General features: G+C 72.3%; 5 protein-coding genes. 3 read left to right on the top strand and 2 right to left on the bottom strand.

Features of this window, described 5'->3' with window-relative positions:
* Positions 1 to 16 precede the first annotated feature (16 nt).
* Genes OF850_RS02980 through OF850_RS02970 form a run of 3 tightly spaced genes read left to right on the top strand, consistent with a single transcriptional unit; the run spans position 17 to position 6,631 of the window.
* Entirely contained in the window at positions 17 to 3,337 is a 3,321-nt protein-coding gene (locus tag OF850_RS02980; RefSeq protein ID WP_301588223.1) for a transglutaminase family protein, read from the top strand.
* Positions 3,327 to 5,759 (top strand): circularly permuted type 2 ATP-grasp protein, encoded by a 2,433-nt coding sequence (locus OF850_RS02975; RefSeq protein WP_301588222.1) that lies wholly within the window; start codon positions 3,327 to 3,329, stop codon positions 5,757 to 5,759. Before OF850_RS02980 ends, OF850_RS02975 begins: the two co-directional genes overlap by 11 nt.
* Before the next feature lie 8 nt (positions 5,760 to 5,767).
* Complete coding sequence (locus tag OF850_RS02970; protein ID WP_301588220.1) at positions 5,768 to 6,631, top strand: transglutaminase family protein; 864 nt, start codon at positions 5,768 to 5,770, stop codon at positions 6,629 to 6,631.
* Here OF850_RS02970 and OF850_RS02965 read toward each other — a convergent pair.
* Positions 6,597 to 8,846 carry a xanthine dehydrogenase family protein molybdopterin-binding subunit gene (locus OF850_RS02965; protein ID WP_301588219.1) on the bottom strand — a complete coding sequence of 750 codons (2,250 nt, stop codon included), beginning with the start codon at positions 8,844 to 8,846 and terminating at the stop codon, positions 6,597 to 6,599. The genes OF850_RS02970 and OF850_RS02965 overlap by 35 nt on opposite strands.
* Positions 8,843 to 12,415: an AsmA-like C-terminal region-containing protein gene (locus tag OF850_RS02960; RefSeq protein ID WP_301588218.1), complete on the bottom strand. Its 3,573-nt coding sequence runs from the start codon at positions 12,413 to 12,415 to the stop codon at positions 8,843 to 8,845. The genes OF850_RS02965 and OF850_RS02960 overlap by 4 nt, the downstream gene beginning before the upstream one ends.
* Positions 12,416 to 12,429: the final 14 nt, after the last annotated feature.

Here is a 12,429-nt window from a genome sequence, read left to right as displayed (position 1 = left end):
TTGCTGACGGGGAACCATGTCCATCCACGCCGCGCTGACCCACCGCACCACCTATCGCTACGAGCGGCCGGTCAGCATTGGCCCTCAGGTCATCCGCCTCCGCCCGGCTCCGCATGCGCGGGCTCCGATCCTGTCCTATTCCCTCAAGGTCGAGCCGGCGAAGCACTTCCTGAACTGGCAACAGGATCCGCAGGGCAATTTCCAGGCCCGGGTCGTGTTCCCCGAAAAGGTGAAGGAATTCACCGTTACGGTGGACCTCGTCGCCGACATGGCGGTGATCAACCCCTTCGACTTCTTCCTGGAGCCAGAGGCGGAAAGCTTCCCATTCAGCTACGACCCGGTGCTGAGCGAGGAACTGGCCCCCTTCCGCAAACAGGCCCCGGCCGGGCCGATGCTTCGCTCCCTCCTCGCCGAAGTTGCGCCGCGCGAAGGCGAGGCGACGGTGGATTTCCTGTGGCGCATCAACCAGGCGGTGCAGGGGCGCATCGCCTACATCGTCCGGATGGAGCCGGGCGTATGGGAGCCGGAGCGCACCTTGGACGAAGGGCGCGGCTCCTGCCGCGACTCCGCCTGGCTGCTGGTCCAGGCGCTCCGCCACCTGGGCTTCGCCGCCCGCTTCTGCTCCGGCTACCTGATCCAGCTCGTCGCGGACGTGAAGCCGGTCGAGGGTCCGGAAGGGCCGAGTTCCGACTTCACCGACCTTCATGCCTGGGCCGAGGTCTATCTCCCTGGCGCGGGCTGGGTGGGGTTAGACGCCACCTCCGGCCTTTTCGCCGGCGAGGGCCACATCCCGCTGGCCTCGACGCCAGAGCCGCAATCCGCCGCGCCCATTTCCGGCCTCGTGGAAAAGGCGGAGGTCGAGTTCGGCTTCGAGATGCAGATCCGCCGCATCGAGGACCGGCCGCGCGTCACCAAGCCCTACACCCCCGAACAATCGGCCGCGATCGCCGCCATGGGGCGGGAGGTGGACCGGGCGCTGGCGCGGCAGGACGTGCGACTCTCCATGGGCGGGGAGCCGACCTTCGTTGCCGCCTCCGACCGCGACGCGCCGGAATGGAACACCGATGCGCTGGGGCCGACGAAGCGACTCTACGCGCAGAAGCTGATCCGTCGCCTCGCGCCGCTCTGGGCGCCGGGGTTCGTGCTGCACACCGGAGTGGGCAAGCAATATCCGGGCGAGCCCCTGCCCCGCTTCGCCCTGTCTTGCCACTGGCGGCGCGATGGCGAGGCGATCTGGCGCGACCCTGGCCTCCTCGCCTCCGACGACTCGCCGGGCGGGGCGACGCCGCAGGACGCCGCGCGCTTCGCCCAGCGCCTGGCCGAACGCCTCCAGGTCCCGCCCGAGCTGGTGCGGGACGCGCACGAGGACGTGCACTACTACCTGTGGCGCGAGAACCGGCTGCCCGCCAACGTGGCGGCCGAGGACAGCAAGCTGCTCGACCCGCTGGAGCGGGCACGCTTCGCCCGGCTGTTCCGCGGCGGCCTTGGTTCGCCGGTCGGCTCCGTGCTGCCCCTGCGCCGCGTCCGGATGGATGCCGACCGGCGCTGGCAATCGGGCCGCTGGTTCTTCCGGGACGACGCCCTGTTCCTCACCCCCGGCGACTCGCCGATGGGGCTGCGTCTGCCGCTGGCCTCGCTGCCCTGGCTGTCACCGGAAGATCTCGCGATGGAGGGCCCCTTCGAGCCGGACCCCTTCGCACCGAAGCAGCCCCTCCCCTTGCTGAACCAGCTTCGCGCCTCCGTATCCGGCGTGGACCTGCCGGTGAACGAGCGGCCCGTGCCGCAGCCGCCGCCCGAGGTGGGGATGAACGATCCTGCCCAGGTCCGCACCGCGCTGTGCGTCGAGCCGCGCGACGGGAAGCTGCACATCTTCTGCCCGCCCCTCTTCGATGCGGAGGATTGGCTGTCCCTTCTCGCCGCCATCGAGGCGACGGCCGAGGAGGCCGGGCGCCCGGTGGTGATCGAAGGATACCTGCCGCCCGAGGATGACCGGCTCAACAACTTCTCCGTCACGCCCGACCCCGGCGTGATCGAGGCCAACATCCACCCCGCCCATTCCTGGACGGAGATGGAGCAGCGCACGACGCAGCTCTACGAGGAGGCACGGCAGGTCGGCCTCGCCACCGAGAAGTTCATGCTGGATGGCCGCCATGTCGGCACGGGCGGCGGCAACCACGTCGTCATGGGCGGCGCGACGGTGGAGGACAGCCCCTTCCTGCGCCGGCCGGACCTGCTGCGCTCCCTCGTGTCCTTCTGGCACAACCACCCTTCGCTGAGCTTCCTGTTCTCCGGCCTGTTCATCGGCCCCACCTCGCAGCACCCGCGCGTGGACGAGGCGCGGATGGACGCGATCCGCGAGATGGAGATCGCCTTCCGTGAGCTGGACCGCGCGCGCGCCGGTGGACCGGTGCCGCCCTGGCTGACCGACCGGCTGTTCCGCAACCTCCTGGCCGACATGACCGGCAACACCCACCGGACGGAGTTCTGCATCGACAAGATGTACGACCCGAACGGCCCGGGCGGGCGCCGCGGCCTCGTCGAGTTCCGCGCCTTCGAGATGCCGCCCCATGCGGAGATGTCGCTGTCGCAGATGCTGCTGATGCGCGCCGCCGTCGCCGCCTTCTGGAACCAGCCCTACCGCCGCTCCCTGGTGCGCTGGGGCACCGCGCTGCATGACCGCTTCATGCTGCCCCACCACGCGGAGGAGGATTTCCGCGGCGCGCTGGAGGAGATCGGGCAGATGGGCTTCGCCTTCGATCCCGCCTGGTTCGCGCCGCATTTCGAGTTCCGCTTCCCGCGCCTCGGCGCGGTCGAGGCGGCGGGGATGGAGATCGAGCTTCGCCACGCCCTGGAGCCGTGGCACGTGCTGGGCGAGGAGAACGCCGCTGGCGGGACCGCGCGCTACGTGGACAGCAGCGTCGAGCGCGTGCAAGCCCGCGTTTCCAACTGGGTGCCGGAGCGATACTCCCTCGCCGCCAACGGCGCCGCCGTGCCGCTGCATCCGACGGGCCGGGCCGGCGAGTTCGTGGCCGGCATCCGCTTCAAGGCCTGGGACCCGCCATCCGCCCTGCATCCCACGGTGCGGGCGCAGACGCCGCTGGTGCTGGACGTGCACGATGCCTGGAGTGGCCGCGCCGTGGGCGGGCTGACCTACCACGTCTCGCATCCGGGCGGGCGCAACTACCAAACCTTCCCGGTCAATGCCAACGAGGCGGAAGCGCGCCGTCGCGCTCGCTTCTTCGCGCATGGCCACACCCCCGGCCCCATGCAGCGCCCGGTCCCAGCTCCCAGCCTCGAGCATCCCTGCACGCTCGACCTGCGCACGCATGTTTCCTGAGTTCACCGCCGGCCGGGACGAGATGGTCTCGGGCGAGGGCCGCATCCGTCCGCATTGGCGCGGCCTGATGGGCGCGGTCGGTTCGCTCGACCGCCCGGCGCTCGCCGAACGCGTCGAGCGCCTGTCGCGTGCCATGCAGGAGGAGGGCCCAGGCTCGGTCCTCCCGGGCGCACGGGCCGGCTGGCGGCTGGATCCGCTGCCCCTGCCGCTGGACAGCGCGGAGTTCGAGGCGTTGTCCCGTGGCGTCGCGCAGCGGGCGCGGCTGCTGGATGCGGTGCTGTCGGACCTTTACGGGCGGCAGGAGCTTCTTTCCGAGGGCCTCCTGCCCGCGCCGCTTGTGCTCGGCAGCCCGGATTTCCTGCGGCCCATGCGCGGCGCGGCGCCGCAATCCTGGCTGAAGCTCTACGCGGCCGACCTCGTGCGCGGGGCGGATGGCGCGTGGCGCGTGCTGCAGGACCGGACCGGCCGCGCCTCCGGCCTCGGCCAGGCGTTGGAGAACCGGCGCCTGCTTTCCTCCGCCATGCCGGAGGCATTCCGGACCGCCGCGCCGCTTTCCCTCTCCCCCTTCTTCGAGCTTTGGCAGGAAGCCCTCGCGCGCCTCGCGCCGGGGGGGCGGGTGGAGCCGGCCATCGCCCTCCTCTCCCCCGGCATCGGCGACCCGCACTGGTACGAGCATGTCGTCCTGTCGCGGGAACTGAACTGCGCACTGGTGGAAGCCGGCGACCTTTCGGTCCGCAACGGGGAGCTGTTCCTCAAGACATTGGCGGGGCTGCAGCGCCTCGACGTGCTGCTGTCCCGGCTCGATGCCCACGCGATCGACCCGCTGGACCAGCCCGAAGCGGATACGGGGCGCGGCGTGCCGGGCCTGCTCGACGCGCTCCGCCACGGGGCACTGGCCTGCGTCAACCGGCCGGGCGCATCGCTAGGGGAGATGCCGGCCCTCGCGACCTTTCTGGACGGGCTTGCCCCGCGGCTGATCGGCGAGGCGCTGGAGCTGCGCTCCCTGCCAACCTCGCTTCTCGCTCCTGGAGACCCCGCGCCGCGCCTGCCCGACGGCGCCTCCGCGTGGTTGTTCCGCCCGGGGGAGGATGGCCGCGCCATGGAGCGCCGCCACCGCGACCCCGCCCGGAGGGAGGCGGCCGTTGCCCTTCCAGCCCTGCCCATGGCGCCCTCGCTCGAGGAAGGGACCCTCACCCCGGCGCCGCTCATCCTGCGCGTCTTCGCCGTGCAGGACGGCGAGCGGTGGCACTGCTTTCCCGGCGGCATCGCGCGGCTCGTAGGCCCGGGCGCGCCACTCACCGGGCGGCTGCCGGGCGCGGGCTGGTGCAAGGATGTCTGGGTTCCGCCCGATCCGTCCGAGGCCATCATCGGCCCGGCTGCGCTTGTCTCGCCGCCCCTGCCCATCCGTCGGACCCCGGGCGCCATCCCGTCGCGCGTCGCCGACAACCTGTTCTGGCTGGGCCGGTACGTGGAACGGCTCGACCGCGGCGCGCGCCTGATGCGCGCCAGCATCGCCCGCATCCGGCGCGGCGGCCTCCTCCCGCGCGAGATGGTGGAGTTGTCGGTCCTGGCCCATTGCCTGAACGAGGCCACACTGGTGGGGCGCGAGGCCAAGCCTTCCACGGGCAGCCTTTCGCCGCTGGCGGATGCGCTGCAGCGGCAGGCCGCCCCCGCGATGCGGCACCTGCAGGACCGGATCGGCCAGCTTGTGGAATCCGTGCGCGACCGGCTGACCGCCGACATGCACGCCACCTTCACCCAGACGCTGCGCGCGGCGGAGGCGGCACTGGACACTGCACCACCCGACCTGCCGGAGTTGGGCCGGGCGCTGGTTCCCTCGCTGCGCTTCGCCAACGCCGTGGCCGGTATGGCGGCGGAGAACATGGTGCGGGGCGGGGCCCATCTCTTCCTGGAGCTCGGCCGCCGCATCGAGCGCGGACAGGCCATCGCCTCCGAGATCGCGACCGCCCTGGACGGCCCGCCCCAGCGCATCGAGGCGGGGCTGCGCCTCGTGCTGGAGCTTTGCGACAGCGCCATCACCTACCGCTCGCGCTACCTGAACGTGCTGCAGCCGGCCCCTGCTTTGGACCTCGTCCTGGCCGACCCGTCCAATCCGCGCGGCCTCGCCTTCCAGCTGGCGGGCGTGGCCTCCGCGCTGGGCGAGGTGTCCACGGAGCGGGATGACATGGCGGCTCAGGAAGCGGGGCGCCTGCTGGCCTTGGCGCAGGGCATCACGCCGCGGCTGCTCGACGCGGCGGACCAATCGCGCGAGGCGGCGGAACTGCCGCCGCTGCTGCGCCATGTCGCGAGCGAGATCGGCGTGCTGTCGGACATGGTGACGCGGCGCTACTTCGCTCTGCTGCCGGCCCCGCACGCTGTCGGCGTGGACACGGGCGGCGACGCGCTGGTCCTCGGCGCCTGAGCGTGCCCATGCCGATCTACTGGCTGCGCCACCGGACCGCCTATGAGTACCAGTACCCGGTAGACCTCGCTTCCCATCTCCTGCATCTGCGCCCGCGCGAGCTGCCGGGGCAGAAGGTGATCTCGACGCGCATCACATGCCTGCCCGCCCCCGACCACCACACGGAGGCGCCGGACCATTTCGGCAACCCGGCGACGCGGCTCTTCCTCGCCGCGCCGCACACCGCCTTCGAGGTGACCGCGGAAAGCCTGGTCGAAGTGGGTTTCGCCGCCCCACCCGCCGAGACGCCGCCTTGGGAAGCAGCGCGCGACGCCGCGCACGACGCGGAAGCCGCCGAGTTCGCCCTGCCCACCGCGACCGTTCCGCTGCTTTCCGCGACGCGCGACTATGCCTCGCCTTCCTTCCCCCCCGGCCAGCCCATGCTGCCCGGCCTGATAGACCTCAATGCCCGCATCCGGCGCGACTTCACCTTCCAGGCGGGCGTCACCAGCATCACCACGCCGATCGCCGAGGTGATGCGGACGCGGCGCGGCGTGTGCCAGGACTTCACCCAGGTGATGCTCTCGGCGCTGCGCGGGATGGGGCTGCCGGCGCGCTACGTCTCCGGCTACGTGCGGACGCGTCCGCCCCCTGGCCAGCCACGGCGGCGCGGGGCCGATCAGTCCCATGCCTGGGTGCAGGCTTGGCTCGGCCCGCGCCTCGGCTGGGCGCAGCTCGACCCGACCAACGGCATCGTCGTGCGGGACGAGCACGTGCTGCTCGCCTGGGGGCGGGACTTCGCCGATGTTTCGCCGATGCGCGGGGTGCTGCTGGGCGGCGGCGCTCACACCCTCAGCGTCAGCGTGGACCTGGAGCCCGAGGGCGAGAACTGATCGCCCGCCAGACCTTCTCCGGCGTCGCGGGCATGGTGATGTCCGCGCCCAGCGCATCGCGGATCGCCGCCATCACCGCCTGCGGCGCGGCGATGCATCCGGCCTGGCCGCTCCCCTTCACCCCAAGCCCGTTCGCCTCGGTGGGCTGGTCCTCGCGCAGCTCCACCCGCAGCTCGGGAAGGTCCGAAGCGCGGGGCATGGCGTAGTCGGAGAAGCCGGCCGAAAGCAGCTGGCCATCGGCATCATAGGCGATGCGTTCCATCATCGCCTGCCCGATGCCCTGCGCCAGCCCGCCCTGCACGCTGCCGCGGAGCAGCAACGGGTTGAGCACGCGCCCATAGTCATCGACGGCGAGGTATGAGAGCAACGCGACCTCGCCCGTCTCGGGGTCGACCTCCACCTCGGCGGCGTGGGCACCATTGGGAAAGGTGACGAGGTCCACGCCGTGCGCCGCCTCGCCCTCCAGCGCGCCTTCCAGCGCCGCCACCTCGACCAGGTCGAGGCCGCGGCAATCGGTCAGGGTGAAGCGGCCGGCGGTGTAGTGCAGCGCGTTCGGGTCGCATTGCAGCAGCCGGGCAGCGGCGGTGCGCGCGGAGGCGAGCAGGGCTGCCGCAGCAAGCCGGATGGCCTCGCCGCCCATGTGCAGGGAGCGGGCGCCGCCGTGGCCATTGCCGCGCACGATGCGGTCCGTGTCGGCCTGGACGTAGCGGAACGCTTCGGGCGGGATGTCCAGCAGGGTGGCGGCGTATTGCGGGAAACTGGTCTCGTGGCCCTGGCCGTTGCTTTGCGTGCCGACCGCCAGTTCCACCCCGCCATCCTTCAGCAGCCGCAGCCGCGCCCATTCGCCGGGGCTGCCGCGCGCCGTTTCCAGGAAGCAGGTCAGGCCGAAGCCGCGGAGCTTGCCGCGCGCTTCGCTGTCCCTGCGGCGTCCCGCGAAGCCGGCGCGGTCCGCGAGGCGCGCGGCCTCCTGCAGGCGCTCGGGGAAGGCGCCTTCGAGGATGTTCATGCCCAGCGCGGTGCGGTGGGGATGGCTGGCGATCAGGTTGCGGGCGCGCAGGTCGTGCCGCTCCCCACCCGCCAGCTCGATCAGGGATTCGATCAGGAAATTGGCTTCTGGCTTGCCGGCGCCGCGATACGCCTCGACGGGCGCGGCGTTGGTGAAGACGCCGCGCACGGAGAAGCGGATGGCCGGGATGTCGTAGCAGCCCCCCATGGCGGTCGAGGCCGCATTGGTCGGACAGTGCGGCCCGTGCAGGGACAGGTAGGCGCCCATCTCCGCGACGGCCTGCACATCCAGCGCCAGCATGCGCCCCTCGCCATCGAGGGCGAGGCGTGCCGTCCCGTGCAGGGCGCGGCCATGGGCGGAGGCGGCGAAATCCTCCGCCTGGGTCGAGATCCAGCGGACCGGGGCGCCGAGCCGCCGCGCGGCATGGAGGAGCGCCACATGCTCCGGGAAGGCCACGTTCTTCACGCCGAACCCGCCGCCCACATCCGGTGCGACGACGTGCAGGGCCTCCGGTTCAAGCCCCATCGTCGAAGCGATCTGCGACCGCATGCCATGCACCGCCTGCCCATTGCACAGGAGGTGGAGGCGCCCACCTTCCTCCCAGGCCAGGGCGGCGCGCGGCTCGATGGGCGCACAGGTGACGCGCTGGTTCGGGATCGTGGCCTCGATCACCCGCGCCGCGCGCGCGAAGCTGTCGCGCACGGCTTCCGTGTCGCCCTTGCTCCAGAGGAAGGCGAGATTGTCGGGCGCGATGTCGTGCAGCGCGGGCCCGGACGGATCCAGGGGGTCCGTGACGGCGGGGAGCGCCTCGTAATCCACCGCGACGAGTTCCGCGGCATCCAGCGCCTGCGCCTCGGTCTCGGCAACGACCAGCGCCACCGCCTCGCCGACGTGGCGCACGCGGTCGGTGGCGAGGCAGGGGCGAGGCGGCTCGCGCAGCGGGATCTCGGCGCCCGCGAGGGTGTTGGCACAGCGCAACGACCCGATGCCGGCGGTCGCGAGGTCGGCCCCCGTCACGACCAGGCGCACGCCGGGTATGGCCCGCGCCGCCTCCACCTCGACCGAAAGCAGCTTCGCATGCGCGTGCGGCGAGCGAAGGAACACGGCCCGGAGAGCGCCGGGGAGCACGCGGTCGGCCACGTAGTCGCCGCGTCCAACGAGGAATCGTGCATCCTCGAAGCGCCGGAGCGGTGCGCCGAAAACCGTCACCGCCGCGGGGCTCCGCTGTCGGCGAGGCCGAACAGGCCGCGCAGGAAGCCCGGCGTCAGCGCGGCCAGCGGGTTCACCGTCACCTGCGGGTCGTCCGCATCGCCTTGCGCACGGAAGGTCGCAGCGAACAGGCCGCCCCCTGCCTCGGGCGAGAAAAGCCGGCCGATCAGCGGAAGGTTCCCCAGGAGCGAGTTGAAGAAATAGGCCGGCACGATCGTCCCCTCCATGTCCAGTACGCCCCGCTCCCGCAGCAATCGCCCCCGCGCCGTCACGCCGAGCGAGGCGGAAAAGGCGCGCGCGTCGGCGATGCGGACCTCATCCGGCGTCAGGGTGAAGGGCACGATGGCGCGGGCGAAGGCAAGCCCGCTTCCGCCCTGCATCGCCTCGACGAGCCCGTAGAGCGTCATCGCCTGCAATGTCTTGCCGAGCGCCGGGGCGTCGCGCACCACGAACTGGTCCAGTTCCGCCGTGCCGCTGAGCGGCGCCCCGGGCCGGCTTTCGGCATACTGCGCCGCCAGCGTCATCCGCCCCCCGCGCACGGAGGAGGTGATGCCGAGCGCATTCAGCAGCGCGCCGCCATCATCGGCCACGCCACGAAGGGTCCGTGCCTGTCCGCGCGGCGTCAGCGCCAGCTCGAACCCGCCGGCGCCCCGCGCGGTGGCGCCACGCAGCGCGGCCTCGCGAAGCACGCCATGCCGGTCGGTGGCACCGCGCGCGACCACGCCGAAGACGTCGCGCCGCTCGCCCAGCAGCACCTGGTCGAAACGCAGGTCGAGCAGCAGCGGCGGTGCGTCGCCCTCCCCTTCATTCGGCGCCAGCCGGTCGCGTGCCGCGCCGCCCGAGACGTGGCCGGCGGGACCGAAGACCGGACGCAGGTCGAGTACGGGTCCACGCAGCGCCACGGTCCAAGGACCGCCGCGCTGCGCCGGCGCGCGCGCATCGCCCACGAAGCGGCTGCCGCCGAACAGGCTTTCAGCGAACTCGACGCGTTCGATCCGGCTGCCGCGCGGCGCGACGGCCCGGCCACGCAGCGCAAGCTCCAGGGCCTCGATGCGGATGTTCTCGATGCTGGTCAGCGCCTCGCCGTTCAGGCGCAGCGAGGCCTCGGCGCTGCCCGGCGTACCGCGCGGCTTGACCCAGTTCAGCGGTGAGAAGCGGAGCACCGCGTCGCGAAGGTCGCCGCGCAGCGCCACGGTGCCCTGGTTGTTGCGCCGGCGCTCGGTCCGCGCCTCGATCGCCACGGGGCCGGAGAGGAGCCCGCTGGCATCGAGACCCAGTTCCGCCAGCACGCGCGCATCGAAGCGGCCGCTCGCCGTTTCGCGCGAGACGACTTGCGTCGCCGGCCCCTGCCGGAAATCCATCTCCACCCCGACCCGCACCGGCGTCGCCGCAAAATTCGCGTTGCCGGCGACACGCATGGAGTCCGTGTCCAGCGCCAACTCGGCGTTGATCTCCTCCAGGTCACGCTCGAGCAGGAGGCGCGTGAGGCGCCCGCCCCGGACGCGACTCTCGGCGCGCAGGCGCAGCTGGTCCGTCGTGAGATTGGCTGCGAGGGGAAAGACCAGGTTCAGCGTCCCCTCCATCGTTCCCGCCGCCACCGTCACCGGAAAGGGCCGTCGGTCGAACAGATGCAGCCGCGGATGGCGGACGATGGCGACCACGTCCGTGACCGGCCCGGCGAGGTTCAAGGTCATCTCCGTGCGCGGCATCTGACCTGCGGGGAACAGGAAGCGCAGATTGGCATCACGGACCTCCAGCGCGCCCGCCTCCCCGCCATCGCGCTCCTGCCGTCCGCCGCGCGTCACGACGGTGACCTCCTCCAGCCCGAAGCGCACCGTCGCCGAGACGCCACGGACAGGCGGCACGGGGCGGAGCCAGTGGACCGTCGCCCCCTCCACCCGCGCCTCGCCGCGCAGGACGAGCGGCGTGAGGGTCGAGAAGTCGCTCGCCGCCTCCGCCTCCACGATCCAGCGGCCATTGCGGATTTCGCCGACCGTGAGGTTCTCCGTGATCCAGCTCCGCTCCGGTCCGCCGAGTCCGGTCGGCCACAGGGTCCGAAGGTCGTTGAGCCTGACCCGGTCAAGCGCGAGCTCCGCGCCGCCGCGCCACTTTCCACCCTCGGCCCGCGCGGCACCGGAGGCGCGCAGCACCGTGGCGGGCGCGCCTTGCGCGACGGGTTCCAGCCGGATCTCGGCGCGCCGCAGCGTCAGGGCGCCGCGTGCCGCCGCGGCGTCCAGCTCGGCGGCATCCAGGTTGATGCGCCCGAGCCCGTCAAGCGCCAGCGTCACCCCGGATGCGCGGGCCTGTGCCTCGCCGCCCTCCAGGCGCCATTCACGCAGCGCCCCGTCCGCTGTCACGTCCAGACCGAGCGAGATCGCATCCACTCGGCCGCGCGGCCAGGCGCCCACCACGCTGGCGCGCGTCTCGGGCCAGAGCGTGCTGGGCCACTGCCGGGCAAATTCCTCCGCCTCTACAGCATCCGCGCCGATGTTCAGCCGGCCGCGCCAGCCCGAATCGTGTCGCAGCAGCACGCCCTGGGCGGAAAGCGACCGTGGGCCGACGCCGATCCGCGCCTCCTCCAGGTCCAGCCGCTCTTCCGTCGCGTGCAGCCGCGCTTCCAACGCCGCGAAGGGAAGCCCAGCGATGCGGCCGCCCTCCGGCGCCGACAAGTTCACCGAGATGCCGCGCGGCGTCCCTTCCTGGTCGAAGGACGCCGCGGCTTCCAACGCGAGCGGCGCGTCCAGCGCGGAAAGCGCCTCGGCGGCGGGAAAGATGCGGGCGATCTCCGTCGGGCGCAGCACGGGCAGGGCAAGCCGCGCCGTGAGCGACCAGGGATCACCGCGCCCTTCGCCCGAGACATGGACCGGGACAGTCGTGCCCGCCGTGACCAGCTCGGCCTCGCCATCGGCCAGCAGCACGCCTCCCAGGTCGCGGTGGATCTCGACCTCCACGCCCTGCAGCCGCCACATGCGGTCCAGCGCCTGGTCCCGCACGGCGACGAGCCCATGACGGATGCGAAGGCGGCGCAGCTCGGCGACGGGAGAGTCGGACGAGCCGGGGCGCATCAATTCGGTCAGCAGGTCGGCGGTGGCGTCGGCCGGCGCCGCCTCGCGCGGTTCCCCCTCGCCCGGGAGGTCCAGGTGAAGCCGTCCGTCCTCTTCCCGGCGCAGGCGGATCTCCGGGTTGCGCAGGACGATTTCCGTCGGGGCCAGCCTTCCGCGCAGGAGCGGCCGCAGGGCCAGGAACAGCGAGGCATCGGGCAAGGCACCTACCATTCGCCCTGCCTCGTCGCGCAGCGCGACGCCGGAAACCTGCACCTCGATCGGTGTCGCGCCCCGGAACCCATCCCAGGCAAGGCGCGCCTCGGCGACGGAAAGGCGGCCCCTTCCTCCCTCCGGCGTCAGTTGCTGCTCGATCTGCCGCGCCAGGACGGGCACAGACAGGGGGCCCTGACCCAGCCGCCAGATCAGCGCACCCGCCGCCATCCCACCCAGCAAGGGGATTGCGACCAGGAGAGCCAGAAACCAGCGGAGCCATCGGTGGCGGCGAAGGGCTTGACCCCCGATCATCGCCCGGCCTTCCC

Source organism: Sabulicella glaciei, assembly GCF_026183895.1.
GTDB lineage: Bacteria > Pseudomonadota > Alphaproteobacteria > Acetobacterales > Acetobacteraceae > Roseococcus > Roseococcus glaciei.
This window is presented reverse-complemented; position numbering and strand designations above follow the sequence as displayed.